The organism is Mycolicibacterium obuense (assembly GCF_055397605.1).
On sequence record NZ_AP043663.1, the window covers coordinates 2,610,785 to 2,637,602 of the forward strand.

21 protein-coding genes and 2 rRNA genes are annotated in these 26,818 nt (G+C 66.3%); 18 read left to right on the plus strand and 5 right to left on the minus strand.

The window, feature by feature from the left end; all coding sequences use genetic code 11:
* Positions 1 to 46: 46 nt before the first annotated feature.
* The 11 genes from argC to ACZ50N_RS12565 are packed head-to-tail and all read left to right on the plus strand — an operon-like array spanning position 47 to position 10,093.
* Positions 47 to 1,084 carry an N-acetyl-gamma-glutamyl-phosphate reductase gene (gene argC, locus ACZ50N_RS12515; protein ID WP_464475494.1) on the plus strand — a complete coding sequence of 346 codons (1,038 nt, stop codon included), beginning with the start codon at positions 47 to 49 and terminating at the stop codon, positions 1,082 to 1,084.
* Positions 1,081 to 2,295, plus strand: coding sequence for a bifunctional glutamate N-acetyltransferase/amino-acid acetyltransferase ArgJ (argJ, locus tag ACZ50N_RS12520; RefSeq protein ID WP_046365264.1), 1,215 nt, complete (start codon positions 1,081 to 1,083; stop codon positions 2,293 to 2,295). The genes argC and argJ overlap by 4 nt, the downstream gene beginning before the upstream one ends.
* Positions 2,292 to 3,161: an acetylglutamate kinase gene (gene argB, locus ACZ50N_RS12525; RefSeq protein WP_464475495.1), complete on the plus strand. Its 870-nt coding sequence runs from the start codon at positions 2,292 to 2,294 to the stop codon at positions 3,159 to 3,161. Before argJ ends, argB begins: the two co-directional genes overlap by 4 nt.
* Entirely contained in the window at positions 3,161 to 4,336 is a 1,176-nt protein-coding gene (locus tag ACZ50N_RS12530) for an acetylornithine transaminase (protein ID WP_464475496.1), read from the plus strand. Before argB ends, ACZ50N_RS12530 begins: the two co-directional genes overlap by 1 nt.
* Positions 4,333 to 5,256, plus strand: coding sequence for an ornithine carbamoyltransferase (gene argF / locus ACZ50N_RS12535; RefSeq protein ID WP_133414305.1), 924 nt, complete (start codon positions 4,333 to 4,335; stop codon positions 5,254 to 5,256). Before ACZ50N_RS12530 ends, argF begins: the two co-directional genes overlap by 4 nt.
* Positions 5,253 to 5,735, plus strand: coding sequence for an arginine repressor (locus tag ACZ50N_RS12540; RefSeq protein WP_464475497.1), 483 nt, complete (start codon positions 5,253 to 5,255; stop codon positions 5,733 to 5,735). Before argF ends, ACZ50N_RS12540 begins: the two co-directional genes overlap by 4 nt.
* Positions 5,736 to 5,757: 22 nt before the next feature.
* Positions 5,758 to 6,963 (plus strand): argininosuccinate synthase, encoded by a 1,206-nt coding sequence (locus ACZ50N_RS12545; protein ID WP_046365259.1) that lies wholly within the window; start codon positions 5,758 to 5,760, stop codon positions 6,961 to 6,963.
* A 25-nt stretch (positions 6,964 to 6,988) separates the two neighbouring features.
* Positions 6,989 to 8,401 (plus strand): argininosuccinate lyase, encoded by a 1,413-nt coding sequence (gene argH / locus ACZ50N_RS12550; RefSeq protein ID WP_464475498.1) that lies wholly within the window; start codon positions 6,989 to 6,991, stop codon positions 8,399 to 8,401.
* A gap of 11 nt (positions 8,402 to 8,412) precedes the next feature.
* Positions 8,413 to 9,045 (plus strand): DUF4352 domain-containing protein, encoded by a 633-nt coding sequence (locus ACZ50N_RS12555; RefSeq protein WP_464475499.1) that lies wholly within the window; start codon positions 8,413 to 8,415, stop codon positions 9,043 to 9,045.
* Positions 9,042 to 9,596: a hypothetical protein gene (locus ACZ50N_RS12560; RefSeq protein WP_464475500.1), complete on the plus strand. Its 555-nt coding sequence runs from the start codon at positions 9,042 to 9,044 to the stop codon at positions 9,594 to 9,596. Before ACZ50N_RS12555 ends, ACZ50N_RS12560 begins: the two co-directional genes overlap by 4 nt.
* Positions 9,593 to 10,093, plus strand: coding sequence for a hypothetical protein (locus tag ACZ50N_RS12565; protein WP_052765305.1), 501 nt, complete (start codon positions 9,593 to 9,595; stop codon positions 10,091 to 10,093). Before ACZ50N_RS12560 ends, ACZ50N_RS12565 begins: the two co-directional genes overlap by 4 nt.
* On the opposite strand, the gene ACZ50N_RS12570 is transcribed toward ACZ50N_RS12565, so the two are convergent.
* The gene (locus ACZ50N_RS12570; RefSeq protein ID WP_464475501.1) at positions 10,071 to 11,369 is read right to left on the minus strand and encodes a hypothetical protein; all 1,299 of its coding nucleotides are present in this window, start codon (positions 11,367 to 11,369) and stop codon (positions 10,071 to 10,073) included. The two genes, ACZ50N_RS12565 and ACZ50N_RS12570, sit on opposite strands and share 23 nt — an antisense overlap.
* The gene (locus ACZ50N_RS12575) at positions 11,366 to 13,129 is read right to left on the minus strand and encodes an ABC-F family ATP-binding cassette domain-containing protein (RefSeq protein ID WP_464475502.1); all 1,764 of its coding nucleotides are present in this window, start codon (positions 13,127 to 13,129) and stop codon (positions 11,366 to 11,368) included. Before ACZ50N_RS12575 ends, ACZ50N_RS12570 begins: the two co-directional genes overlap by 4 nt.
* Before the next feature lie 92 nt (positions 13,130 to 13,221).
* Here ACZ50N_RS12575 and ACZ50N_RS12580 point away from each other — a divergent pair, with 92 nt between their 5' ends.
* The 3 genes from ACZ50N_RS12580 to ACZ50N_RS12590 are packed head-to-tail and all read left to right on the plus strand — an operon-like array spanning position 13,222 to position 16,972.
* Entirely contained in the window at positions 13,222 to 16,188 is a 2,967-nt protein-coding gene (locus ACZ50N_RS12580) for an acyl-CoA synthetase (protein WP_046365255.1), read from the plus strand.
* Positions 16,189 to 16,241: 53 nt separating this feature from the next.
* Positions 16,242 to 16,769 (plus strand): hypothetical protein, encoded by a 528-nt coding sequence (locus ACZ50N_RS12585; protein WP_046365254.1) that lies wholly within the window; start codon positions 16,242 to 16,244, stop codon positions 16,767 to 16,769.
* Positions 16,766 to 16,972, plus strand: a complete 207-nt coding sequence (locus ACZ50N_RS12590; RefSeq protein ID WP_046365253.1) for a Trm112 family protein — start codon at positions 16,766 to 16,768, stop codon at positions 16,970 to 16,972. Before ACZ50N_RS12585 ends, ACZ50N_RS12590 begins: the two co-directional genes overlap by 4 nt.
* Before the next feature lie 3 nt (positions 16,973 to 16,975).
* On the opposite strand, the gene ACZ50N_RS12595 is transcribed toward ACZ50N_RS12590, so the two are convergent.
* Genes ACZ50N_RS12595 through ACZ50N_RS12605 form a run of 3 tightly spaced genes read right to left on the minus strand, consistent with a single transcriptional unit; the run spans position 16,976 to position 19,142 of the window.
* Complete coding sequence (locus tag ACZ50N_RS12595) at positions 16,976 to 17,599, minus strand: TetR/AcrR family transcriptional regulator (RefSeq protein WP_464468107.1); 624 nt, start codon at positions 17,597 to 17,599, stop codon at positions 16,976 to 16,978.
* A gap of 5 nt (positions 17,600 to 17,604) precedes the next feature.
* Positions 17,605 to 18,444 (minus strand): ABC transporter permease, encoded by an 840-nt coding sequence (locus ACZ50N_RS12600; protein ID WP_048424222.1) that lies wholly within the window; start codon positions 18,442 to 18,444, stop codon positions 17,605 to 17,607.
* On the minus strand, positions 18,378 to 19,142 hold the full coding sequence (locus ACZ50N_RS12605) for an ABC transporter ATP-binding protein (protein WP_046365250.1): 765 nt from the start codon (positions 19,140 to 19,142) through the stop codon (positions 18,378 to 18,380). The genes ACZ50N_RS12600 and ACZ50N_RS12605 overlap by 67 nt, the downstream gene beginning before the upstream one ends.
* 60 nt (positions 19,143 to 19,202) lie before the next feature.
* Between ACZ50N_RS12605 and ACZ50N_RS12610 the strand changes: the two genes are divergently transcribed.
* The 4 genes from ACZ50N_RS12610 to ACZ50N_RS12625 all read left to right on the plus strand — a co-directional run bounded on the left by ACZ50N_RS12610 (position 19,203) and on the right by ACZ50N_RS12625 (position 26,713).
* Positions 19,203 to 19,856, plus strand: a complete 654-nt coding sequence (locus ACZ50N_RS12610; protein WP_464475503.1) for a DNA-3-methyladenine glycosylase — start codon at positions 19,203 to 19,205, stop codon at positions 19,854 to 19,856.
* A 17-nt stretch (positions 19,857 to 19,873) separates the two neighbouring features.
* The gene (gene tyrS / locus ACZ50N_RS12615) at positions 19,874 to 21,157 is read left to right on the plus strand and encodes a tyrosine--tRNA ligase (RefSeq protein WP_046365248.1); all 1,284 of its coding nucleotides are present in this window, start codon (positions 19,874 to 19,876) and stop codon (positions 21,155 to 21,157) included.
* A 481-nt stretch (positions 21,158 to 21,638) separates the two neighbouring features.
* Positions 21,639 to 23,158, plus strand: a 16S ribosomal RNA gene (locus ACZ50N_RS12620).
* A gap of 428 nt (positions 23,159 to 23,586) precedes the next feature.
* A 23S ribosomal RNA gene (locus ACZ50N_RS12625) occupies positions 23,587 to 26,713 on the plus strand.
* The 16S and 23S rRNA genes sit together here, the layout of an rRNA operon.
* Positions 26,714 to 26,818 lie beyond the last annotated feature (105 nt).

Below are 26,818 nucleotides of genomic sequence, written 5' to 3' on the forward strand. Positions count from 1 at the left end.
AATAATGAATTTGCATGTTCCTGCATAAGCATGCAAGGATCGTGACATGACGTCCGTCGCCGTGGCCGGAGCCAGTGGATATGCCGGGGGAGAAATCCTGCGGCTGTTGCTCGGGCACCCCGCATACGCGCAGGGCACGCTCACTCTGGGCGCCCTGACCGCGGCAGCGAGTGCCGGAACCACCCTCGCCGAACACCACCCGCATCTCTTGCCGCTCGCTGATCGGGTCCTCGAGCCCACCGACGTCGAGGTGCTGGCGGGCCATGACGTCGTGTTCCTGGGTTTGCCGCACGGCCACTCCGCCGCGTTGGCCGAGCAGCTCGGTCCCGACACCGTGATCATCGACTGCGGCGCGGACTTCCGGCTCACCGATGCCGCCGCGTGGGAGCGCTTCTACGGCTCGCAGTACGCGGGCAATTGGCCCTACGGACTGCCCGAGCTGCCCGGCGCCCGCGAGCGGTTGCGTGGCGCCACCCGGATCGCCGTGCCGGGCTGCTACCCGACCGCCGCCCTGCTGGCGTTGTGGCCGGCGGTGGCGGCCGGACTCGTCGAGCCGGCCGTGACCGTCGTCGCGGTCAGCGGCACCTCGGGTGCGGGCCGCGCCGCGAAAGTCGACCTGCTGGCCGCCGAGGTGATCGGCTCGGCGCGGGCGTACAACGTGGGCGGCAAGCATCGGCACACTCCTGAGATCGCCCAGGGCCTGACCGCGGTCGCCGGCGGTGCGGACGTCACCGTGTCGTTCACCCCGGTGCTGATCCCGACGGCCCGCGGCATCCTGGCCACCTGCACCGCCCGCACCCGGGCTTCGCTGTCCGATCTGCGTGCGGTCTACGAAAAAGCTTACGACGCCGAACCTTTCGTGTACCTGCTGCCTGAAGGTCGGTTGCCGCAGACCGGGGCCGTCGTTGGCGGCAATGCGGCCCAGCTCGGGATCGCCGTCGACACCGACGCGCAGACCTTCATCGCGATCGCCGCGATCGACAATCTGGTCAAGGGCACCGCCGGCGCGGCGGTGCAGTCGATGAACCTCGCGCTGGGCTGGACCGAGACCGATGGACTGACGACTGTGGGGGTGGCTCCGTGACCGATCTGGCTGACAGCGCCCGGCTGCTGCGCACGCAGGGGGTGACAGCGCCCGCCGGATTCCGGGCGACCGGAATCGCTGCCGGCATCAAGGCATCCGGCGCGCTCGACCTCGCCCTGGTGTTCAACGAGGGACCCGATCACGCCGCGGCCGGGGTGTTCACCCGCAACAAGATCAAGGCGGCGCCGGTGCTGTGGTCGACGCAGGTGCTCACCACCGGTCGGCTGCGCGCGGCGATCCTCAACTCCGGGGGCGCCAACGCCTGCACGGGCCCGGCCGGTTTCCAGGACGCGCATGCGACCGCGGAAGCCGTCGCCGCGGCACTGTCGGACTGGGGCACCGAGACAGGGGCGATCGAGGTCGCCGTGTGTTCGACCGGCCTGATCGGTGATCGCCTCCCGATGGACAAGGTGCGCGCCGGCGTCACCGAGATCGTGCACGAGATGGCCGGTGGCCTCACCGGTGGGGAAGAGGCCGCTCGGGCGATCATGACCACGGACACGGTGCCCAAACAGGTTGCGCTGCATCATCAGGATCGCTGGACCGTCGGTGGGATGGCCAAGGGTGCGGGGATGTTGGCGCCGTCGCTGGCCACCATGCTGTGCGTGCTGACCACCGACGCCGTCGCCGATGCCGCCGCGCTCGACCGTGCGTTGCGTCGCGCGACCGCGGCCACCTTCGATCGCCTCGACGTCGACGGCAGCTGCTCCACCAACGACACCGTGCTGCTGTTGTCGTCGGGGGCCAGTGAGGTCACGCCGAGTCAGGACGATCTCGATGCCGCGGTGCTCGCGGTCTGTGAGGACCTGTGCGCTCAACTGCAGGCCGACGCCGAAGGCGTGACCAAGCGAATTCTCATCACCGTCACCGGTGCCGAAACCGAGGACGACGCGGTGACCGCGGCGCGGGTGATCGCCCGCGACAGCCTGGTCAAGACCGCGCTCTTCGGCTCGGACGCCAACTGGGGCCGGGTGCTCGCCGCCGTGGGCATGGCGCCGGTTCCGCTGGATGCCGATCGCATCACCGTGTCGTTCAACGGCTTTCCGGTCTGTGTGGACAGCGTGGGGGCGCCGGGCGCGCGCGACGTCGATCTGACGGGTGAGGACATCGTGGTCACGGTGGATCTGGGGGTCGGCGCCGCCTCGGCCTCGATCCGCACCACCGACCTGTCGCACGCATACGTCGAAGAGAACTCGGCCTACAGCTCATGACCATCGCCACGTCGCAGAAGGCGCTGGTCCTCGCCGCCGCGCTGCCCTGGCTCAAGGCGTTGCACGGCAAGATCGTCGTGGTCAAGTACGGCGGCAACGCCATGACCGACGAGACGCTCAAGGTGGCCTTCGCCGAGGACATGGTGTTCCTGCGCAACTGCGGCGTCCACCCTGTCGTCGTCCATGGCGGGGGTCCGCAGATCAGCGCGATGCTCAAGAAACTCGGAATCGCCGGCGAATTCAAGGGCGGGTTCCGCGTCACCACACCCGAGGTGCTCGACGTCGCACGTATGGTGCTGTTCGGTCAGGTGGGCCGCGAACTGGTCAACCTGATCAACGCGCACGGTCCCTACGCGGTCGGGATCACCGGAGAGGACGCGCATCTGTTCACCGCGGTGCGTCGCGATGTGCTGGTCGACGGCGTGGCCACCGACATCGGACTGGTCGGCGATGTAGAGCGGGTCAGCACTGACGCGGTGCGGGATCTGATCGCGGCGGGCCGGATACCCGTGGTGTCCACCATCGCGCCGGATGTCGAGGGACGGGTCCACAACATCAACGCCGATACCGCGGCGGCAGCGCTGGCCGAGGCATTGGGGGCGGAGAAACTGCTGATGCTGACCGATGTCGAAGGCCTCTACACCAGCTGGCCCGACCGCGGCTCGCTCGTCAGCGAAATCGATTCCGCCGCTTTGACGCAACTGCTTCCCACGTTGGAGGAGGGCATGGTACCCAAGATCGAGGCCTGCCTGCGTGCCATCACCGGCGGCGTGCCCAGCGCACACGTCATCGACGGCCGCGTAGAGCACTGCGTGCTGGCCGAATTGTTCACCGACGAAGGCGCCGGCACGAAGGTGGTGCCGTGATGAGCCACACTCTGCTGGACCGCTGGTCCGCGGTCATGATGAACAACTACGGCACTCCGCCACTGGCCCTGGCCAGCGGGCAGGGTGCGGTGGTCACCGACGTCGACGGCAAGACCTATGTCGACCTGCTCGGCGGGATTGCGGTCAATGTGCTCGGCCACGGGCATCCCGCGGTGATCGAGGCGGTGCACCGGCAGATGAGCACGCTGGGACACACCTCGAACCTGTATGCCACCGAGCCGGGCATCGCGCTGGCCGAAGCCCTGGTCGATCACCTCGGAGCGCCCGCCCGGGTGTTCTTCGCCAACTCCGGTACCGAGGCCAACGAGGTCGCGTTCAAGATCACGCGGTTGACGGGGCGCACCAAACTCGTTGCCGCAGAAGGTGCTTTCCACGGCAGGACCATGGGGTCGCTGGCCCTGACCGGGCAGCCGGCCAAGCAGGCGCCGTTCGAGCCGCTGCCCGGCGACGTGACGCACGTGCCCTACGGGGACATCGAAGAACTTGCACGCGTTGTCAATTCGGAGACGGCCGCGGTCTTCCTCGAGCCGATCATGGGGGAGGGTGGTGTCGTCGTCCCGCCGGCGGGCTATCTCGTCGCCGCGCGGGAGATCACGGCACGCCACGGCGCCCTGCTCGTCCTCGACGAGGTGCAGACCGGCATCGGGCGGACCGGTGCCTTCTACGCCCATCAGCACGACGGCATCACCCCCGACATCGTCACCCTCGCCAAGGGCCTCGGCGGCGGGCTCCCCATCGGGGCGTGCCTGGCCATCGGACCGACCGCGGAGCTGCTGACGCCGGGCTTGCACGGCAGCACGTTCGGCGGGAACCCGGTGTGCACCGCGGCGGCACTGGCCGTGCTGAAGGTGCTCGCCGACGACGGCCTCATCGAGCACGCCGACGTGCTGGGCAAGACCGTGAGCCACGGCATCGAGGAGCTCGGCCATCCGCTGGTGGACCACGTCCGCGGTCGCGGGCTGCTGCGCGGCATCGTGCTGACCGCCGAGGTCGCCAAGCCCGTCGAGGCCGCCGCCCGCGACGCGGGCTTCCTCGTCAACGCCGCCGCACCCGGCATCATCAGGCTCGCCCCGCCCCTGGTCCTCTCCGAGGAGCAGGCGCAGTCCTTCGTCGCCGCTCTACCCGCCATCCTCGACACAGCGGGTGAGTCATGATCCGGCACTTCCTGCGCGACGACGACCTCACCCCGGACGAGCAGGCCGAGGTGCTCGCGCTGGCGGCCGACCTCAAGCGCGAGCCCTTCAGCCGCCGGCCCCTGGAGGGGCCGCGCGGCGTCGCGGTGATCTTCGAGAAGAACTCCACCCGAACGCGTTTCTCCTTCGAGATGGGCATCGCTCAGCTCGGCGGCCACGCCGTCGTCGTCGACGGGCGCAGCACGCAGCTGGGCCGCGAGGAGACGCTCGAGGACACTGGCGCGGTGCTCTCCCGCTACGTCGACGCGATCGTCTGGCGCACCTTCGCCCAGGAGCGACTGACGGCGATGGCGTCGGGCTCGAGCGTGCCCATCGTCAACGCGCTCTCCGACGAGTTCCACCCGTGCCAGGTGCTCGCCGATCTGCAGACCCTCGCGGAGTGGAAGGGCGGCTTGAAGGGGTTGCGACTGAGCTACTTCGGCGACGGGGCCAACAACATGGCGCACTCGCTGATGCTGGGCGGCGTCACCGCAGGCGTGGACGTCACGATCGCCGCACCGCACGGCTTCGCCCCGCATCCGATGTTCGTCGCGGCCGCCGAGGCACGGGCGCAGCAGACCGGTGCCACGGTGACGATGACCGACGACCCGCAGACTGCGGCTGCCGGTGCGGACGTGCTGGTCACCGACACCTGGATCTCCATGGGTCAGGAGAACGACGGACTCGATCGGGTCCGGCCGTTCCGCCCATTCCAGGTCAACGCCGATCTGCTCGCCCGCGCAGACTCCGAAGCGGTTGTGCTGCATTGCCTTCCGGCCCATCGCGGGCACGAGATCACCGACGACGTGATCGACGGTCCGCGCAGCGCCGTGTGGGACGAAGCCGAGAACCGGTTGCACGCCCAGAAGGCGCTGCTGGTGTGGCTGCTGGAGCATTCGTGACCGCCTCCACCCGCGCGGGCCGCCAGGCCCGCATCGTCGCGCTGCTGTCCGCTCAGCAGGTCCGCAGCCAGGGTGAGCTGGCGGCGCTGCTGGCCGCCGACGGCATCGACGTGACGCAGGCGACGCTGTCGCGCGATCTCGAAGAGCTCGGTGCGGTCAAGCTGCGCGGCGCCGACGGCGGTGGCGGGGTGTACATCGTGCCCGAGGACGGCAGCCCGGTGCGCGGCGTCACCGGCGGCACCGAACGGGTGTCGCGGCTGCTCGGTGACCTGCTGGTCGCCACCGACGCCAGCGCCAACCTCGCCGTCCTGCGCACACCCCCGGGTGCGGCGCACTACCTGGCCAGTGCGATCGACCGGGCCGCACTGCCCTACGTCGTCGGCACCATCGCCGGCGACGACACAATCTTCGTCATCGCGCGCGAGCCGATGACCGGTGCCGAACTCAGCGAGGCTCTGGAGAGCCTCGCCAAAGCCTGATACGAACAAGGGAGAAAGAGATATGTCCGAGCGCGTCATCCTGGCGTATTCCGGCGGTCTGGACACCTCGGTGGCCATCAGCTGGATCGGCAAGGAGACCGGCCGCGAAGTGGTCGCGGTGGCCATCGACCTCGGGCAGGGCGGCGAGGACATGGACGTCGTGCGTCAGCGCGCCCTGGACTGCGGTGCGGTCGAGGCCGTCGTGGTCGACGCCCGCGACGAGTTCGCCGAGCAGTACTGCCTGCCAGCGATCCAGTCCAACGCGCTCTACATGGATCGCTACCCGCTGGTGTCGGCGCTGAGCCGGCCGCTGATCGTCAAGCACCTCGTCGAGGCGGCCCGCGAACACGGCGGCGGCACCGTCGCCCACGGCTGCACCGGCAAGGGCAACGATCAGGTCCGCTTCGAGGTCGGCTTCGCCTCGCTGGCGCCCGACCTGCAGGTGCTGGCCCCGGTGCGCGACTACGCGTGGACCCGCGAGAAGGCGATCGCCTTCGCCGAGCAGAACGACATCCCGATCAACGTGACCAAGCGCTCGCCGTTCTCGATCGATCAGAACGTCTGGGGCCGCGCGGTGGAAACCGGCTTCCTGGAACACCTCTGGAATGCGCCGACCAAGGACGTCTACGACTACACCGAGGACCCGACGGTCAACTGGAGCAGTCCCGACGAAGTGATCGTCGGATTCGAGAAGGGCGTGCCGGTCAGCATCGACGGCCAGCCGGTGACGGTGCTGCAGGCCATCGAGCAGCTCAATGCCCGTGCCGGGGCGCAGGGTGTGGGCCGCCTGGACGTGGTCGAGGACCGCCTCGTCGGCATCAAGAGCCGCGAGATCTACGAGGCGCCCGGCGCGATGGTGCTCATCACCGCCCACACCGAACTCGAACACGTCACGCTGGAACGTGAATTGGGCCGGTTCAAGCGCGGCACCGACCGCAAGTGGGGCGAGCTGGTCTACGACGGCCTCTGGTACTCGCCGTTGAAGTCGTCGCTCGAGGCGTTCGTCGCGCACACCCAGCAGCACGTCACCGGTGAGATCCGGCTCGTGCTGCACGGCGGTCACATCGCGGTCAACGGCCGGCGCAGCGCCGAGTCTCTGTATGACTTCAACCTCGCCACCTACGACGAGGGCGACACCTTCGACCAGTCCTCGGCCAAGGGCTTCGTGCACGTGCACGGGCTGTCGTCGAGCCTGTCGGCGCGGCGGGACCTGGCCGGAAACCGATGAGCCGCTTGCGCGAAGAGCAACAGCTATGAGCACGAACGAGGGGTCGCTCTGGGGTGGCCGGTTCGCCGACGGGCCCTCGGATGCGCTTGCCGCACTGAGCAAGTCGACCCACTTCGACTGGGTGTTGGCGCCCTACGACGTCGTCGCGTCGAAGGCGCACGCGCGAGTGTTGCATCGCGCCGGGCTGCTGACCGACGACCAGCGCGACGGGCTGCTCGCCGGGCTGGACAGCCTGGGCGCCGACGTCGCCGACGGCAGCTTCGGCCCGCTCGCGACCGACGAGGACGTGCACGGGGCGCTGGAGCGGGGCCTGATCGACCGCGTGGGTGCCGATCTCGGCGGACGCTTGCGTGCCGGCCGATCGCGCAACGACCAGGTGGCCACGCTGTTCCGGCTGTGGCTGCGCGACGCGATCCGCCGGGTCGCCGACGGCGTGTTGGACGTCGTCGCCGCGCTGTCCACCCAGGCGGCCGCGCATCCCACCGCGATCATGCCCGGCAAGACACATCTGCAGTCCGCGCAGCCGATCCTGCTGGCACACCATCTGTTGGCGCACGCTCACCCGCTGCTACGCGACGTCGACCGTCTTCTCGACGCCGACAAACGGGCCTCGGTGTCACCGTACGGATCGGGTGCGCTGGCCGGGTCGTCCCTGGGGCTGGATCCGGATGCGATCGCCGAGGAGCTCGGTTTCTCCGCCGCCGCCGACAATTCCGTCGATGCCACGGCGGCGCGCGATTTCACCGCGGAGGCGGCGTTCGTCTTCGGCCTCATCGCGGTCGATCTGTCCCGGTTGGCCGAGGACATCATCCTGTGGAGCACCACCGAGTTCGGGTACGTGCGGTTGCACGACGCGTGGTCGACGGGCAGCTCGATCATGCCGCAGAAGAAGAACCCCGACATCGCCGAACTCGCCCGCGGCAAGGCCGGTCGTCTCATCGGCAACGTGACCGGGTTGCTCGCCACCCTCAAGGCCCAGCCGCTGGCCTACAACCGTGACCTGCAGGAGGACAAGGAGCCCGTCTTCGATTCGGCGGCGCAGCTCGAGTTGCTGCTGCCGGCGATGGCGGGCCTGGTGGCGACGCTGGACTTCGACGAGGACCGGATGGTCGCGCTCGCCCCGCTGGGATACACGCTGGCCACCGACATCGCCGAATGGCTTGTGCGCCGCGGTGTTCCGTTCCGTGTGGCGCACGAGGCGGCCGGTGCGGCGGTCCGGGCCGCGGAGGCGCGCGGCGTCGGTCTGGAGGACCTCGAGGACGCCGAACTCGCCGCGATCCATCCCGAGCTCGGTCCCGAGGTTCGTGACGTCCTGACCGTCGAAGGGTCGGTCAACTCGCGTGACGCGCGGGGCGGCACCGCCCCGGTCCAGGTGGCCCGGCAGCTCAGCGCGGTCCGGGCTGCGTCCGACGACTTGCGAATCCGGCTGCGCCGCTAGCATCTGCCAGCATGGACTCCGCCGAGCAGCCCGCGGTGCCGAGCCGCCCTGCCCGGCGATGGTCTCGAATCCGGCGCTGGCTGGCGGAACGCCCGGTGCGGCAGTGGTGGAAGGCGGCGCTCGCCGTGGTCCTCGCGGTCGCGGCACTGTTCGGCGGTCTCGACACCGTCAACACCGGGGCCGTCCCGTTCGCCGCCGGCGAGGATTTCTCCGACGGTCAGTACACCGTCACCGTCCACGGCGCCACGCTGCTACCGAAGGTCACCGGCGGTAACCGCACCATCGGCCCCGTCCAGCCGGGCAAGCTGTACCTCGGTGTGACGGTCACGCTGACCAACGACGGCACGACGCCGGGACGGCTGCGCAACGAGCTCGATCTGCGGGACGTGCCGGGCAAGGAGTTCTTCGGCGCGTGGCGTGTCCGCGACGGGTCGCAGATCCAGACCCTCGGACCCGGGTTGACGGAGAAGCTCGCCTATCTGTGGGTGGTGCCGCGCGACGCTCTGCAGTCGGGCGACACGGTCAGCGTGCGGGTGTGGAAGAAACAGTTGAAGCAGCTGATGGTGACCTACGGCGGTGAGGAGTGGCTGGACAGCCTCACCGACTACGGGGTCACCGAGTTGACCGTGAAGGAACCCGGGTGAGCGGGGCGAGGATCCGGTCGACGCTGTCGGCGGTATGCGTCCTCGTGTTGGTCGCGGTGGCGGCGCTGGTCTGGCACAACCTTCCCACGCCGACCGACCTCTACGGGCCCTTCGATGTACACGGCACGGCCGGTGAGCCCGTGCGCGGTCGCGGCGTCACCGCCACCGTCACGTCGGTTCGGGTTGCACCACTGGTCGATTCGGTGCCGGCTGCCGGCCGGTGGGTCGTCGTCGAGACGACGGTGGAGGCCCAGGGCAGCACCGATGTGCCGCACGCCGACCTGCTCGTCGGTCCGAACACCTACATCCCCACCGACCGCTTCCTGACCACAACTCTCGGGCGTTCTCTGGCGCCGGGGATCGAACAGCGCGGCAGCTGGGTCTTCGACGTCGCGTCGGCGCTGATCGACGACGGTGATCTCGACTCGCTCGTGCTGCGCGTCTGGGTGGGCAGCGACCTGCTCGACTCGCGGCTGGTGATCGCCATTCCGCCGGAAGCGATCGGCCGCAGCGCCGAGTTGCGGCTGGCGCCGTCGGAGGCGAGCGCATGAAGCCCGCACAGCTGTGGCAGCGCAACGTCCTCGGCGCCGTCGTGGTGGTCTGCGCGCTCGTCGTGTACGTGATCATCGACTTCCGAGCCGACTGGTCGGCCTACCGGAACTCTGTCGAGCCCCGCGTCGTGATCGGAAAGGGCGAGAGCGGCTCGGCCGGCGGGCAGACCTGGCGGTTGACGTCGATCACGCATCTGAATCGCAGCCCGACGCGGTTCGGGCCGCCGCTTCCTGCCGGCACGGTGCTGACCGTGCTCGACGTCGACAGATCCGGAACCCCCGACCAGGGTTACTGCACCGCGGTGATCACCGACGGCACCACGCGCTGGACGGCCGAGGGCGTCGGTGGATACACCCCGATCCCGCCCGAGGGGGTGACGTCGCTGTGCAACCTGCCCGGGCCCGTGCAATTCACGTTCCTGTTGCCCGACGACGTGGTGCCCACGGCCCTGGACGTGACGAACAACGGTCAGATCACGGTGCGGATGGTGCTGTGACCTGCTGCGGGCGTACGTGTTCGAGGCAGTACGCCACGGTCGAGGCGATGAGGCAGACCCGCAGCGGCTCGATGATCAGGTGCGACAGGAAGACCAGGGTGGGGCGCACGGCATCCCAGTAGGCCTGCGGGTGAGGTCCCAGCACCCAGGCCGCGCCGCGGAAGAGGTTTCCGGCGCGCACCTCGGGCCGGTAGAAGCTGCCCGCCATGTCCAGCCAGGCCAACCCGAGATAGCCGAGCACGTAGAGCGCCAACGCGAGCACGCCGCCGTGCAGGATGAGCCGCGCGGAATCGGTGATCGGCCGGTAGTTGCCGAGCCGGGACAGCACCACGTCGCGGGCCTCCGACCGGCGGACCTCCGGTAGCTGCGACCACCGGTCCCGCACCCGCTTTTGCCGCGTCGCGGCGCGCTCGAAGATCAGGTCGGCGCGCTGACCGGCGACGCGACGTGCGGCGCTGCGCCAGTCCGCGGGCATCGACACGCCGTAGACGATCGCCGCGACGGCCAACCACAGCAGCGGGATCGTCGCGCCGCCGAACACCGCGCTCACAGTCCACGTGACCGTGTCCCACATGACCTCGAGAGGCCGGAAGTGGGAGAACAGCTCGGCGCGAGTCTCGGTGAACCACACCACGATCCGCCGCTGCGAGAGCCAGCCGGTCGGGTTGATGAAGAAGGTGACGTCCTGGCTGGCGGCGAAGCTGAGGCCGAGGAAGACCCAGAGTGCGTCGACGTACACCCGGACCGCGATCATCCACCGCGGCATCACGTCCTTGAACCGGCTCAGCACGTAGCGCAGGACGAGGGCGGCGACGATCAGCACCAGCGTCACGGTGCCGACGGGCAGCGATTCGGGATGCAGATCGGCCGTGCCGGGGGTCGTCATCGCGTCGCCGATGCGATAGTCCAGCGCGCGATTCTCGTAGGCGATCCAGTCCTCGGCGAACATCTTCCACGCCAGGTAGATCGCGAAGAACGGCACGATGACGGTGGCGAAGACATCGACGCGGCGCGCGGTACGGGTCGGCAGTGCAGCCAGCGCCGGGACGCCCGACCGGAGCACGAAGAACATCGCCACGTAGGACCCGAGCCGCGCCAGACCGGCCAGTGGCATGATCAGCGCGGCCCACAGGTCGTTGTCCCACCCGGCCCACGCAGCCAGCTCGATCGCGGCCCGGCGCCCCAGCAGCCCGAGCAGATAGCAGGCGGCGAGCTGAGGCCAATACCGCCAGCACAGCACGAAAGGACGCGCGATGTAGGACAGCCCCGTCCTCATCCGGCGTTCTCGGCCAGCTCGAGCCAGGCCTGCTCCAATTCGTCCTTCCGAGAGAGCAAGTCGGCGAGCTCACCGTTGAGTTCGCCGGCCCGCACGTGGTCGGCGGCGGCGTCGGCCATCGCCTCGTGCACCGCGGCGATCCGGTCGTCGAGTTTGGCGAGCTGGTTCTCGATCCTCGACATCTCCTTGCCCGCGCGGCGATCGCGCGCGGCGGCGGATTCACCGCGCACCGGGTCGGTGCGAGCGGGCGCCGGGGTGTCGGCCGCCGACCGTGCGGCCAGGTACTGCTCGACGCCCCCGGGCAGCAGATCGCAGCGTCCGCCGCCGGTCAACGCGTAGGTCACGTCGCTGACGCGCTCCAGGAAGTAGCGGTCATGGCTGACCACGATCAGCGTGCCGGGCCAGCCGTCGAGGTAGTCCTCGATGACGGTCAGTGTCTCGATGTCGAGATCGTTGGTCGGCTCGTCGAGCAGCAGCACGTTCGGCTCGTCGAGCAGCAGTCGTAGGAACTGCAACCGCCGCCGCTCACCGCCGGACAGCTCGCCCAGGCGCGTGGTCAGCTTGTCTCCGGTGAACCCGAAGTCTTCCAGCAGGGTCGAGGTGCTGACCTCGCGACCGCCCGCGACCTCGGTCAGGCGCTTGTTGCTCTCGACCGCGTCGAGCACTCGCTCGTCGGGATGCAGTTCGGTGAGGGCTTGGCTCAGGTAGCCGATCGACAGCGTCTGACCGCGCTTGACCGTGCCCGAGGTCGGGGGTATCTCACCGATGAGGAGCTTGAGGATCGACGACTTTCCGGTGCCGTTCACCCCGACCAGCCCGATGCGCGCGCCCGGCCCGATCGACCAGTCGATGCCGTCGAGGAGCGTGCGGGGCGGGTCGCCCACCTGCAGACCCACCCGGTGCAGATCGAACACGTCTTTGCCGAGGCGGGAGGTGGCGAAACGCTGCAACGCCAGCGAGTCGCGCGGCGGCGGCTCGTTGGCGATCAGGTCGTTGGCGGCCTGGATGCGGAACTTCGGTTTCGACGTCCGCGCCGGCGGCCCGCGCCGCAGCCACGCCAGTTCCTTGCGCATCAGGTTCCTGCGCCGCGCCTCGGTACCCGCGGCCATCCGCATGCGTTCGGCGCGCGCCAGCACGAACGCCGCGTAGCCGCCCTCGTAGGCGTCGACCGCGCCGTCGTGCACCTCCCAGGTGCTCGTGGCGACCGCGTCGAGGAACCAGCGATCGTGGCTGACCACCACGAGCGCCCGCGCAGGCCGCGCGGACAGGTGCTGGGCGAGCCATCCGATCACTTCCACGTCGAGGTGGTTGGTGGGTTCGTCGAGCACCAGCACGTCGTGGGCGGCCAGCAGCACCTCGGCGAGTGCGACACGGCGCCGTTCGCCGCCGGACAGCTCCGCCGCCGGGGCGTCCAGCGACACCCCGGACAGCAGGTGTTCGACGACGGCGCGGGTGTTCGGCTCGGCAGCCCAGATGTGGTCCGGCCGACCCCCGACGATCACTCCGCGAACCGTGTCCTCCGGCGCGAAGTCGTCGGCCTGTCGCAGATAGCCGACAGAGAGCCCCGACGTGTGGGTAGCCCGTCCGGAGTCGGGTGCCAGTGTGCCGGTGAGGACCTTGAGCAACGTCGACTTGCCGTCGCCGTTTCGGCCGACCACACCGATCGCGTCGCCCTCTTCGACACCGAGACTGACAGCATCGAGCAACGTACGGGTGCCGTAGCCCACGGTCACCTTTTCCAGGTTGATCAGGTTCGCCATCAGGCGCCGATGATAGGCCTCCGCTGTGCCATGATGACCTCTGCACTGGGGGGATCAGAGGTTCGGGGTCGGCGATAGGGGAGCAGGCGTTGGTGGATCTGTCGGCGATCACCGGCCCGTTCGGTCGGTTGGTCGCGACCGCTCAGAACGGTCTCGAGGTCCTCCGCTACGGCGGCCTGGAGACCGGATCGGTGCCTTCGCCGTTCCAGATCGTGGAGAGCGTGCCGATGTACCGGCTGCGCCGCTACTTCCCGCCCGACGCCCGGCCCGGCGCCGCACCCGCGGGCCCGCCCGTGCTGATGGTCCACCCGATGATGATGTCGGCCGACATGTGGGACGTCACCCGTGAGGACGGGGCGGTCGGCATCCTGCACCGCGCCGGCGTTGACCCGTGGGTCATCGATTTCGGTTCGCCGGACAAGGTCGAAGGCGGCATGCAGCGCACGTTGGCCGACCACATCGTGGCGCTCAGCGAGGCAGTCGACACGGTCAAATCCGTGACCGGGCGCGATGTCCACCTGGCCGGCTACTCGCAGGGCGGCATGTTCGCCTACCAGACCGCGGCCTACCGCCGCTCGAAAGATCTGGCGAGCCTCATCGCCTTCGGCTCACCGGTCGACACGCTGGCGGCGTTGCCGATGAACCTGCCCGCCACCCTCGCCCCGGCGGCCGCCGATTTCATGGCCGACCACGTCTTCAGCCGCATCGACATCCCCGGGTGGATGGCCCGCACCGGCTTCCAGATGCTCGACCCGATCAAGACCGCTCAGTCGCGGGTGGAGTTCCTGCTGCAGCTGCACGACCGGGAAGCCCTGCTCCCACGGGAGCAGCAGCGCCGTTTCCTGGCCTCTGAGGGCTGGATCGCGTGGTCTGGCCCGGCGATCTCCGAACTGCTCAAACAGTTCGTCGCCCACAACCGGATGATGACCGGGGGCTTCTCCGTCCACGGCGATCTGGTGACTCTCTCGGACATCGACTGCCCGGTGCTGGCGGTGGTCGGCGAGGTCGACGACATCGGTCAGCCCGCCTCGGTGCGCGGCATCAAGCGGGCCGCACCGCAGGCCGACGTGTACGAGTTCCTGATCCGCGCCGGACATTTCGGTCTGGTCGTCGGATCCAAGGCGGCCAACCAGACGTGGCCGACGGTCGCGCAGTGGGTGCAGTGGCTCGACGGATCCGGTGCCAAGCCCGAGGGCGTGGCGCCGATGGCGCTGTCACCCGCCGAATCCTCGGAGAGCGGGGTCTCCCTGACCTCCCGGCTAGCGCACGGCACCGCCGCGGCGACGGAGATGGCACTCACGCTGGCGAAGTCCGCTGCCGACGCGCTGGTCGCGGCGAATCGGTCGGCACGCACGCTCGCCGTCGAGACCGCACGCACTCTGCCCCGCCTCGCGCGACTGGGCCAGGTCAACGATCACACCCGAATCTCGTTGGGCCGCATCATGAGTGAACAGGCCCGGGATGCCCCGCAGGGTGAGGCGCTGCTGTTCGACGGTCGCGTGCACACCTACGAGGCGGTGGATCGTCGCATCAACAACGTCGTGCGCGGCCTGATCGACGTCGGAGTGCGTCAAGGCGCGCGGGTCGGCGTGCTGATGGACACCCGCCCGAGCGCGCTGGTCGCGATCGCCGCGCTGTCGCGGCTCGGAGCGGTCGCGGTGTTGATGCCGCCCGACGCCGATCTCGCCACCGCCGCGCGACTGGGCGCGGTCACCGAGATCATCGCCGACCCGAACCACTTGGACGCCGCCCGCACGCTCGATACGCGGGTGCTCGTCCTCGGTGGCGGCGAATCACGCGACCTGCACCTGCCCGACGACGCCGGCGTCATCGACATGGAGCAGATCGACCCGGACCGCGTCGATCTGCCCGGCTGGTACCGACCCAACCCCGGACTTGCCCGCGACCTTGCCTTCATCGGATTCAGCACGATCAGCGGCGAGATGGTCGCCCGCCAGATCACCAACTACCGGTGGGCGTTGTCGGCGTTCGGCACCGCGTCGGCGGCGAACCTCGGCCGCAACGACACCGTTTACTGCCTGACGCCGCTGCACCATCAGTCCGGTCTGCTGGTGAGCCTCGGTGGCGCGGTGGTCGCGGGTGCGCGCATCGCACTGTCCCGGGGACCGCGGCCTGACCGCTTCCTGCAGGAGATCCGGCAGTACGGCGTGACGGTGGTGTCCTACACGTGGGCGATGCTGCGGGACGTGATCGACGATCCCGAGTTCTCGCTGACGGGCGATCACCCGGTGCGGGTGTTCATCGGTTCCGGTATGCCCAGTGGGCTGTGGAAACGGGTCGTGGAGGTCTTCGAACCGGCCAAGGTCGTGGAGTTCTTCGCAACCACCGACGGGCAGGCGGTACTGGCCAACGTCGCCGGTGCGAAAGTCGGCAGCAAGGGCAGGCCGCTGCCCGGTGGCGGAGAGATCGCGCTGGCCGCCTACGACCCCGAGGACAACCTGATCCTGGAGGACGACCGCGGTTTCGTCCGCCGCGCCGACACCAACGAGGTCGGCGTCCTACTCGCTCATCCGCGTGGTCCGGTCGATCCGCTGGCCTCGGTCAAGCGTGGCGTGTTCGCGCCGGCGGACACCTGGGTGTCCACCGAATACCTGTTCCGTCGTGACGAGGACGGCGACTACTGGCTCGTCGACACCCGGGCCGCGGTGATCCACACCGCGCGCGGGCCGGTCTTCGCGGCCACGGTCAACGACGCGGTCAGCCGCCTCGGCGCGGTCGACATGGCCGTCACCTACGCGGTGCCCGTCGACGCCCACCCGCTGGCGGTGACGGCGTTGGCGCTGCGCCCGGGCGGCAGCATCACGACAGCTGATCTGTCCGAGGCGCTTTCCGATCTGCCCGTCGGCGCGTCGCCCGACATCGTGCACGTCGTCGCGGACATGAGCTTGACCGCCACGTACCGTCCACTCGCCGGACCGCTGCAGGCGGACGGTGTTCCGAAAGCGTCCCGTAACGCCTGGTACCGGGATGCCGATACCCATCGGTACAAGCGGTTGACTGCGGCTGTTCGCAGCGAGATTGCCGGCACACAGCAGTGATGCCGGGCGCGTGCCTCACTGTTAGGCTCGCGCTGGCGACTCGAGGAGGATTCATGTCACCACGCACCTGGCGCCGCGCCGCCGGAACAGCGCTGGCTGGTGCCGCACTGGTCGGAGGCATTGCCGCGGGGCTCTCAGTCCCGGTGGCGGCCGCTGATCCGGCCGCAGCGCCGGCGACAGGCGATGCGCCTCCGCCGGTGTCACCCGATCGGATCCTCATGATGATCAATGAGCAGTACAACACCGGGTCGGGCGGCGGTCAGGTGTCGAAGCTGATCGATCAGGTGATGACGCTGCGCATGCAGGGCTTCAAGCCCTCGCGCGCCAACACCGCGGCACTGGCGGATGCACTCGACAAGCGCCCGAACCAGGCTCCGCTCGTCGAAGCTCTGCAGGCGACGCTGATGACGCAGCGCAAGATCAAAATGCAGGCATCCAATCAGGTGCAGCAGCCCGCAGTGCCGCCGCCGGCGACTCCGGGCATCGTGCAGGCGCCGATGGGGCCGAGCTGGGGCCCGGGCAATCCGATGATCCAGGATCCCAACGACACGATCTTCCCGATGCCCGGTCGGACGGGATGACGCTCGATCCCGCTCTGCTCGAGTTGCTCGTGTGCCCCGAAGACCGGGGTCCTCTTCTCTACGTCGATGGGTGTCTCTACAACCCTCGGCTGCATCGCAAGTACCGCATCGACGACGACATCCCTGTCCTGCTGATCGACGAGGCCGTCACGGTGGACGACGACGAGCATCGACGCCTGGCCGCCGCGGCCGACGGCGCCTGACGGTCAGTCAATCGCGCGGAGCGCGGGCAGGTCGCCGGTCAGGTAGCGCTGCAGATTCGGTGCGATGGTCTCCGCGACCTGATCGACCGGCAGCGATCTGAACGGCTCGAGCTCGAGAATGTAGCGCGCCATCACCACGCCGACCAGCTGCGACGCCACGAATTGCACGCGGACGCGGCCGGTGCCGGGCGGACTGTCGACCCGGCTGCCCACTTCCGCGGCGATGACGTCCTGCAGAAAGCTCCGGACCATGGACACGTCGCTGCCGGCCAGCAACGATCGCAGCGTGGCGATGAATCCCTTGCCCATCTCCGAATCCCACAGCGGCAGCAGGAGCGACGGCAGAACGTGGCCGATCTCTTCGACCGGCACCTCGCGCAGCGGGCCGATCACCGACATGGGGTCGATCGGAATGTGGATCGCGGCAGCGAACAGTTGGGTCTTGGTACCGAAGTAGTGGTGCACCAATGCGCCGTCTACGCCGGCTCCGGCGGCGATCGAGCGAATCGAGGTGTTGTCGAACCCGTTGCGGGCGAACAGGTCTCGTGCGACGGTCAGAATCCGATCGCGGGTGTCCGAGGCGCCCGGAGGCCGCCCTGGACGTTTGCGATCCTGGTCGGTCGTCACGGTGCCTACGGTGTCCTTCGCCTCAGTGTCGCTGCGGCCAGGGCGAGCGCCGACACCGCGAAGCCGGTGACGATCAGGAAGTCGCGGACGGCCAGCGACGTCAGCTCGGCGTGGGCGCCGACCTGGCGAAGTGCCTCCAGAGCGTAGCTGGCCGGCATCGCATTACTGGCCCACTGCAGCCAGTCGGGCAGCTGCTCGCGCGGCACGATGATGCCGCAGAGCAGCAGCTGCGGCGCGATCACCAGCGGCATGAACTGCACGGCCTGGAACTCGGTGCGGGCGAACGCGCTGCAGAGCAGACCCAAGCCGACCCCGAGCACCGCATTGACGATGGCGATCGCGAACACCCACACCGGGCTGCCCGCGGTGTCGAGACCGAGCAGCCAGAACGACACCAGGCAGGCGAGCGTGGCCTGCGCCGCCGCGGCGAGCGAGAACGCGGTGCCGTAACCGCCGAGCAGCGCGAAGCGACCCAGCGGTGTGGTGAGGATGCGCTCCAACGTTCCCGACACCCGCTCGCGCTGCATGGTGATCGACGTGATCAGGAACATCACGATGAGCGGGAAGACACCGAGCATGACCAGGCACGCGTTGTCGAACGGCGACGGCATGCCCGGCCGGGTGGGCACGGCGTCGAACATGAAGTACATCAGCGCGATGATCAGGCTGGGCACCAGCAGGATCATCGCGACGCTGCGGTGATCGCCGGCCAGCTGCCGCAGGATGCGCACAGTGGTGGCGAGGTAGGCGCGCCACCTCAGGTCCGGGCGGGCCGCCGTCAGGCCCGTGCGGCTGCGGTGCCGTGCCGGATGACGGACAGGAACGCTTCGTCCAGCGACTGACATGCGGTGTCCTCTCGGAGTCGGTTCGGGGTGGTGTGCGCGAGCAGCCGGCCCTCGCGCATCAGCAGCAGGTCCTGACAGTGCTCGGCCTCGTCCATGACGTGGCTGGAGATCAACAGCGTGGTGCCGTGACGCGCGAGAGCGGCGAACCGGTCCCACAGGTCGGCGCGCAGGACGGGGTCGAGGCCCACGGTCGGTTCGTCGAGTACCAGCACCTCGGGGTGCCCTACCAGCGCGCAGGCCAGTGACGCTCGGGTGCGCTGGCCGCCGGAGAGGTTGCCGGCGAGTGCAGTGCGATGCGTGTCGAGGCCCACGGCGTCGAGGGCCTCGTCGATATCCGCCGCATCGCTGCCGAACAGCGCGGCGAAGTACCGCACGTTGTCGACGACGCGGAGGTCGGGATAGATGGTCGGCTGCTGAGTGACGTAGCCGACGCGATGCCGCAGTGCTGCGCAGCCGGCGGGCAGGCCGAGGACCCGCACGGTTCCGCTCGAGACGATCTGTGTGCCGACGATGCTGCGCATCACCGTGCTCTTGCCGCATCCGGACGGCCCCAGCAGCCCGGTGATGGTGCCGCGCGTCACGCGGACGGTGACATCGTCCACTGCGGTCCTGCCACCGCGGCGGACGTGCAGATTCTCGATGTCGATCGCGGCGTCGCGCGACAGCGACGGTAATTCATCGTGCGATGAACTCATCATGTGATGAATAGTGCGCCTCGTCTCGGAACGGTGTCAAGAGCAGCCGTAGGATGGCCAGCGATGGTGGAAGACACCCAGCTCAGCCCCGAAATCCAACCCGCATGCGGGGCTGATCGTCTGTCCGTCGATCCCGTTCGAGCCGCCCGGCTACTGCTCGGCGCCCAGCTGACCGGACGCGATGTCACGGCGACGATCGTCGAAGTCGAGGCATACGGGGGACCGGCCGACGGGCCGTGGCCAGACTCGGCGTCGCACTCGTTTCGCGGGCGCGGGGGGCGCAACACCGTGATGTACGGCCCGCCGGGTCACCTGTACACCTATCGCAGTCACGGCATCCATGTGTGCGCGAACGTGGTGTGCGCCACCGATGGTGTCGCCGGTGCGGTACTTCTGCGAGCGGCGGTGATCGACGACGGCGTGGGTGCCGCCCGCGGGCGCCGAGGCGAGCTGGTCAAAGAGTCCGCACTGGCCAGAGGCCCAGGCAATCTGTGTTCAGCACTCGGAATCGAGATGGGGGACAACGGCCTCGACCTCTTCGATCCGCTTGCGCCGGTCCGTCTTTCGTGGGGGCGCCGTCCGCGCGCAGTTGAGGGACCCCGCACCGGGGTCAGCAAGGCTGCCGATCGCCCGTGGCGCTTCTGGGTGGCAGGTCGCGCGGAAGTGTCGCCCTACCGACGTAGCCCGCGGGCACCGGCTCCCGGCGACAGCGACTAGTACGGGAAGATCGGTGTGTGGGAAGTGACATCCTCGACGAATTGGACTGGCGTGGGCTGATCGCGCAGTCGACCGACCGTGACGCACTCGGAGAAGCCCTGGCCGACGGCCCGGTCACCGTGTACTCCGGGTTCGACCCGACCGCTCCCAGCTTGCACGCCGGGCACCTCATCCCGCTGTTGACGTTGCGGCGTTTCCAGCAGGCCGGGCACCGCCCGATCGTGCTCGCCGGCGGTGCGACGGGCATGATCGGCGATCCGCGTGAGGTCGGCGAACGCACGCTGCAGACCGCGGACACGGTCGCGGACTGGGCCGTGCGAATCCGCGGTCAGCTGGAGCGCTTCGTCGATTTCGACGACTCGCCGACAGGCGCGATCATCGCGGACAACCTGTCCTGGACCCAGGAGATGTCAGCGATCGAGTTCCTTCGAGACGTCGGCAAGCACTTCTCGGTGAACGTCATGCTCGACCGGGACACGGTGCGCCGACGTCTCGAGGGCGAAGGCATCTCGTACACCGAGTTCAGCTACATGCTGTTGCAGGCCAACGACTTCGTGGAATTGCATCAGCGGTACGGGTGCTCGCTGCAGATCGGTGGTTCCGATCAGTGGGGGAACATCATCGCCGGCGTGCGGCTGGTCCGTCAGAAGGCGGGCGCCGGAGTGCACGCGCTGACGACGCCGCTGGTGACGGATTCCGAGGGCAGGAAGTTCGGGAAGTCGACCGGCGGCGGCAGCCTGTGGCTCGATCCGGAGATGACCAGCCCCTATGCCTGGTACCAGTACTTCATCAACACCGCCGATGCGGACGTCGTCGGGTATCTGCGGTGGTTCACCTTCCTCGATACCGGCGAGATCGCCGAACTCGAGGAGGCCACTGCCGAACGTCCGCATGAGCGCGCCGCTCAGCGCCGCCTCGCGCGCGAGCTCACGACCCTCATCCATGGCCAGGCGGCCACCGATGCGGTGGAACTCGCCAGCCAGGCGCTGTTCGGTAGGGGAGAGCTGACCGATCTCGACGAGCGCACCCTGGCGGCTGCGCTGCGGGAGGCCGGTAACAACGATGTCGTGGAAGTGGCTCCCGCAGGCGAGGATTCGATCGTCGACCTCCTGGTCGCGACCGGTTTGTCTGCCAGCAAGGGGGCGGCTCGGCGAACCATCGCCGAAGGTGGCGTGTCGGTGAACAACGTGAGGATCGCCACAGAAGAGTGGGTGGCACAGGAGTCGGACTTCCTCCACGGGCGGTGGCTCGTGCTGCGCCGCGGCAAGCGCAATGTCGCCGGCGTGCACAGGGCCGGCTGACATCTGGGCTGAAAAGTCCAGGTCAGGGTGTTTCGATGGGCCGGGAACAAGAGCGCACGCTCGCGCGTTGTCACTTCAGCAGTCAACGCACGCCAGCCGTGCGCGCGCTGGGATCGGCCCGAAAAAGCCGCCCTAGCAGGCCATTTGACTCGGCGTTATCCCTGACGTAACTTATCGGAGTCGCTGCGACACGGGCCAAAACCCGGAGAGCGCGGCCGACTCCCGAGAGGTCACTCACTTAGGTGAGAGTCCTCATCTGCCCGCAGTAGCGATCGCGGCTTTTAGCCGCGGGATCTTTGCGCGGTCAGTCGGGGCTGTTGTTTGAGAACTCAATAGTGTGTTTGGTGGTTTTTGTTTGTTGTTTTTTGTTGTGTCCGCATTTTCCCGTTTGGGGGCGCAACGTTTTTTTGCCAGTTTTTGCTGGTGTTTGTGATCGGATTTTTCTGATTCGGATTCTGCCCGGTCTTGTATCGGGGGTTTTTGTTTGGAGAGTTTGATCCTGGCTCAGGACGAACGCTGGCGGCGTGCTTAACACATGCAAGTCGAACGGAAAGGCCCTTCGGGGTACTCGAGTGGCGAACGGGTGAGTAACACGTGGGTGATCTGCCCTGCACTTTGGGATAAGCCTGGGAAACTGGGTCTAATACCGGATAGGACCACGGCATTCATGTGCTGTGGTGGAAAGCTTTTGCGGTGTGGGATGGGCCCGCGGCCTATCAGCTTGTTGGTGGGGTAATGGCCTACCAAGGCGACGACGGGTAGCCGGCCTGAGAGGGTGACCGGCCACACTGGGACTGAGATACGGCCCAGACTCCTACGGGAGGCAGCAGTGGGGAATATTGCACAATGGGCGCAAGCCTGATGCAGCGACGCCGCGTGAGGGATGACGGCCTTCGGGTTGTAAACCTCTTTCGCCAGGGACGAAGCGCAAGTGACGGTACCTGGAGAAGAAGGACCGGCCAACTACGTGCCAGCAGCCGCGGTAATACGTAGGGTCCGAGCGTTGTCCGGAATTACTGGGCGTAAAGAGCTCGTAGGTGGTTTGTCGCGTTGTTCGTGAAAACTCACAACTCAATTGTGGGCGTGCGGGCGATACGGGCAGACTGGAGTACTGCAGGGGAGACTGGAATTCCTGGTGTAGCGGTGGAATGCGCAGATATCAGGAGGAACACCGGTGGCGAAGGCGGGTCTCTGGGCAGTAACTGACGCTGAGGAGCGAAAGCGTGGGGAGCGAACAGGATTAGATACCCTGGTAGTCCACGCCGTAAACGGTGGGTACTAGGTGTGGGTTTCCTTCCTTGGGATCCGTGCCGTAGCTAACGCATTAAGTACCCCGCCTGGGGAGTACGGCCGCAAGGCTAAAACTCAAAGGAATTGACGGGGGCCCGCACAAGCGGCGGAGCATGTGGATTAATTCGATGCAACGCGAAGAACCTTACCTGGGTTTGACATGCACAGGACGCTGGTAGAGATATCAGTTCCCTTGTGGCCTGTGTGCAGGTGGTGCATGGCTGTCGTCAGCTCGTGTCGTGAGATGTTGGGTTAAGTCCCGCAACGAGCGCAACCCTTGTCTCATGTTGCCAGCACGTTATGGTGGGGACTCGTGAGAGACTGCCGGGGTCAACTCGGAGGAAGGTGGGGATGACGTCAAGTCATCATGCCCCTTATGTCCAGGGCTTCACACATGCTACAATGGCCGGTACAAAGGGCTGCGATGCCGTGAGGTGGAGCGAATCCTTTCAAAGCCGGTCTCAGTTCGGATCGGGGTCTGCAACTCGACCCCGTGAAGTCGGAGTCGCTAGTAATCGCAGATCAGCAACGCTGCGGTGAATACGTTCCCGGGCCTTGTACACACCGCCCGTCACGTCATGAAAGTCGGTAACACCCGAAGCCGGTGGCCTAACCCCTTGTGGGAGGGAGCCGTCGAAGGTGGGATCGGCGATTGGGACGAAGTCGTAACAAGGTAGCCGTACCGGAAGGTGCGGCTGGATCACCTCCTTTCTAAGGAGCACCACGAGAGCTCGGCCCGCCCACATCGTGTGGGGGTTCGGTGACCGTAGCCGATTCGTGAAGATGGCCTCACACCTGTAGTGGGTGGGGGTCTGGTGCAATTCAACAAACTTGGCTTGCTGCGTGGGATAAGCGTGGTGGGGAAAATCATCGGACACACTATTGGGCTTTGAGACAACAGCCCGTTGGTTCTCTGGCCACTGTGTGTGGTGAGAGGTGCTGTTGTTGCCCTGCTTTGGTGGTGGGGTGTGGTGTTTGATTTGTGGATAGTGGTTGCGAGCATCTGAGCATGCATGACTTTTGTGGGTTGTGTGTGGTCAGCATGTAATGCAAATTTTTCTGATACCCGCATGCGATGGCGGTGCTCTTCGGGGTGCTGGGGTTGTGTGTGGGTGATGACTCATTTTTTTGGTTTTGTGTTGTAAGTGTTTAAGGGCGCATGGTGGATGCCTTGGCACTGAGAGCCGATGAAGGACGTGGGAGGCTGCGATATGCCTCGGGGAGCTGCCAACCGAGCGTGGATCCGAGGATGTCCGAATGGGGAAACCCAGCACGAGTGATGTCGTGTTACCCAGCGCTGAATATATAGGCGTTGGGAGGGAACGCGGGGAAGTGAAACATCTCAGTACCCGTAGGAAGAGAAAACAACAGTGATTCCGTGAGTAGTGGCGAGCGAAAGCGGAGGATGGCTAAACCGTGTGCATGTGATACCCGGCGGGGGTTGTGTGTGCGGTGTTGTGGGGCGTTTCTTCTTCTCTCCGCCGAGAGGAGCGAAAGTGAACAACCGTTGGGTTAGGTGAAGTGGTCTGGGATGGCCTGCCGGAGAGGGTGAGAGCCCCGTATCCGAAAACCTGGCGGCTTTCGTGAAATGTTTTCCCCGAGTAGCAGCGGGCCCGTGGAATCTGCTGTGAATCTGCCGGGACCACCCGGTAAGCCTGAATACTTCTCAGTGACCGATAGCGGATTAGTACCGTGAGGGAATGGTGAAAAGTACCCCGGGAGGGGAGTGAAATAGTACCTGAAACCGTGCGCTTACAATCCGTCAGAGCCCTCGACTTTGTTGTGGGGTGATGGCGTGCCTTTTGAAGAATGAGCCTGCGAGTCAGGGACATGTCGCGAGGTTAACCCGGGTGGGGTAGCCGTAGCGAAAGCGAGTCTGAATAGGGCGTATCCACACAACAGTGTGTGGTGTAGTGGTGTGTTCTGGACCCGAAGCGGAGTGATCTACCCATGGCCAGGGTGAAGCGCGGGTAAGACCGCGTGGAGGCCCGAACCCACTTAGGTTGAAGACTGAGGGGATGAGTTGTGGGTAGGGGTGAAAGGCCAATCAAACTCCGTGATAGCTGGTTCTCCCCGAAATGCATTTAGGTGCAGCGTCGCAGTGTTCGTGTCGGAGGTAGAGCTACTGGATGGCCGATGGGCCTCACAAGGTTACTGACGTCAGCCAAACTCCGAATGCCGACACGGTGTAATGCGGCAGTGAGACGGCGGGGGATAAGCTCCGTGCGTCGAGAGGGAAACAGCCCAGATCGCCGGCTAAGGCCCCTAAGCGTGTGCTAAGTGGAAAAGGATGTGCAGTCGCGAAGACAACCAGGAGGTTGGCTTAGAAGCAGCCACCCTTGAAAGAGTGCGTAATAGCTCACTGGTCAAGTGATTGTGCGCCGATAATGTAGCGGGGCTCAAGCACACCGCCGAAGCCGCGGCAGCACACCTTGTGTGTGCTGGGTAGGGGAGCGTCCTGCATCCGGTGAAGCCGCCGAGTGATCGAGTGGTGGAGGGTGTGGGAGTGAGAATGCAGGCATGAGTAGCGATAAGGCAAGTGAGAACCTTGCCCGCCGAAAGACCAAGGGTTCCTGGGCCAGGCCAGTCCTCCCAGGGTGAGTCGGGACCTAAGGCGAGGCCGACAGGCGTAGTCGATGGACAACGGGTTGATATTCCCGTACCCGTGTATGAGCGTCCCTGATGAATCACCGGTACTAACCGCCCAAAAGGTGGTCCACCAATTCCTTCGGGAAGCGGGGATCACCGGCTGCGCGGGACCTTCGGTGGTAGTAGTCAAGCGATGGGGTGACGCAGGAAGGTAGCCGTACCAGTCAGTGGTAATACTGGGGCAAACCTGTAGGGAGAGATCTAGGCAAATCCGGATCTCACATATCCTGAGAGGTGATGCATAGCCGAGTGAGGCGAATTCGGTGATCCTATGCTGTCGAGAAAAGCCTCTAGCGAGCGCATACACGGCCCGTACCCCAAACCAACACAGGTGGTCAGGTAGAGAATACCAAGGCGTACGAGTGAACTATGGTTAAGGAACTCGGCAAAATGCCCCCGTAACTTCGGGAGAAGGGGGACCCACATGGCGTGACGAACCCTCGCGGTTCTGAGCGTGAGTGGGTGGCACAAACCAGTGAGAAGCGACTGTTTACTAAAAACACAGGTCCGTGCGAAGTCGCAAGACGATGTATACGGACTGACGCCTGCCCGGTGCTGGAAGGTTAAGAGGACCTGTTAACTCGTAAGGGTGAAGCGGAGAATTTAAGCCCCAGTAAACGGCGGTGGTAACTATAACCATCCTAAGGTAGCGAAATTCCTTGTCGGGTAAGTTCCGACCTGCACGAATGGCGTAACGACTTCTCAACTGTCTCAACCATAGACTCGGCGAAATTGCATTACGAGTAAAGATGCTCGTTACGCGCGGCAGGACGAAAAGACCCCGGGACCTTCACTACAACTTGGTATTGGTGCTCGATACGGTTTGTGTAGGATAGGTGGGAGACTATGAAGCAGTCACGCCAGTGATTGTGGAGTCGTTGTTGAAATACCACTCTGATCGTATTGGGCCTCTAACCTCGAACCGTATATCCGGTTCAGGGACAGTGCCTGGTGGGTAGTTTAACTGGGGCGGTTGCCTCCTAAAATGTAACGGAGGCGCCCAAAGGTTCCCTCAACCTGGACGGCAATCAGGTGTTGAGTGTAAGTGCACAAGGGAGCTTGACTGCGAGACATACATGTCAAGCAGGGACGAAAGTCGGGACTAGTGATCCGGCACCTCTGAGTGGAAGGGGTGTCGCTCAACGGATAAAAGGTACCCCGGGGATAACAGGCTGATCTTCCCCAAGAGTCCATATCGACGGGATGGTTTGGCACCTCGATGTCGGCTCGTCGCATCCTGGGGCTGGAGCAGGTCCCAAGGGTTGGGCTGTTCGCCCATTAAAGCGGCACGCGAGCTGGGTTTAGAACGTCGTGAGACAGTTCGGTCTCTATCCGCCGCGCGCGTCAGAAGCTTGAGGAAATCTGTCCCTAGTACGAGAGGACCGGGACGGACGAACCTCTGGTCCACCAGTTGTCCCACCAGGGGCACCGCTGGATAGCCACGTTCGGACAGGATAACCGCTGAAAGCATCTAAGCGGGAAACCCCCTCCAAGACCAGGCTTCTCACCCATCAAGTGGGATAAGGCCCCCCGCAGACCACGGGATCGATAGACCAGACCTAGAAGACTAGTAATAGTCGCAGGGAACTGGCACTAACCGGCCGAAAACTTACAACACCAACAAAACCTCGCAACCACACCACAAACACACACCACCCCCACCACCAAAAAACAGGGGCTACAAAACTTCCCCACACGGGGATCACTATAAAAGTGAATAAA

Bases quoted from the DNA above. Each gene is read 5' to 3' on its own strand.
- argC (WP_464475494.1), top strand. From the start codon at position 47: ATGACGTCCGTCGCCGTGGCCGGAGCCAGTGGATATGCCGGGGGAGAA.
- argB (WP_464475495.1), top strand. From the start codon at position 2,292: ATGACCATCGCCACGTCGCAGAAGGCGCTGGTCCTCGCCGCCGCGCTG.
- ACZ50N_RS12530 (WP_464475496.1), top strand. From the start codon at position 3,161: ATGAGCCACACTCTGCTGGACCGCTGGTCCGCGGTCATGATGAACAAC.
- argF (WP_133414305.1), top strand. From the start codon at position 4,333: ATGATCCGGCACTTCCTGCGCGACGACGACCTCACCCCGGACGAGCAG.
- ACZ50N_RS12545 (WP_046365259.1), top strand. From the start codon at position 5,758: ATGTCCGAGCGCGTCATCCTGGCGTATTCCGGCGGTCTGGACACCTCG.
- argH (WP_464475498.1), top strand. From the start codon at position 6,989: ATGAGCACGAACGAGGGGTCGCTCTGGGGTGGCCGGTTCGCCGACGGG.
- ACZ50N_RS12555 (WP_464475499.1), top strand. From the start codon at position 8,413: ATGGACTCCGCCGAGCAGCCCGCGGTGCCGAGCCGCCCTGCCCGGCGA.
- ACZ50N_RS12565 (WP_052765305.1), top strand. From the start codon at position 9,593: ATGAAGCCCGCACAGCTGTGGCAGCGCAACGTCCTCGGCGCCGTCGTG.
- ACZ50N_RS12570 (WP_464475501.1), bottom strand. From the start codon at position 11,369: ATGAGGACGGGGCTGTCCTACATCGCGCGTCCTTTCGTGCTGTGCTGG.
- ACZ50N_RS12575 (WP_464475502.1), bottom strand. From the start codon at position 13,129: ATGGCGAACCTGATCAACCTGGAAAAGGTGACCGTGGGCTACGGCACC.
- ACZ50N_RS12585 (WP_046365254.1), top strand. From the start codon at position 16,242: ATGTCACCACGCACCTGGCGCCGCGCCGCCGGAACAGCGCTGGCTGGT.
- ACZ50N_RS12590 (WP_046365253.1), top strand. From the start codon at position 16,766: ATGACGCTCGATCCCGCTCTGCTCGAGTTGCTCGTGTGCCCCGAAGAC.
- ACZ50N_RS12600 (WP_048424222.1), bottom strand. From the start codon at position 18,444: ATGTCAGTCGCTGGACGAAGCGTTCCTGTCCGTCATCCGGCACGGCAC.
- ACZ50N_RS12605 (WP_046365250.1), bottom strand. From the start codon at position 19,142: ATGATGAGTTCATCGCACGATGAATTACCGTCGCTGTCGCGCGACGCC.
- ACZ50N_RS12610 (WP_464475503.1), top strand. From the start codon at position 19,203: ATGGTGGAAGACACCCAGCTCAGCCCCGAAATCCAACCCGCATGCGGG.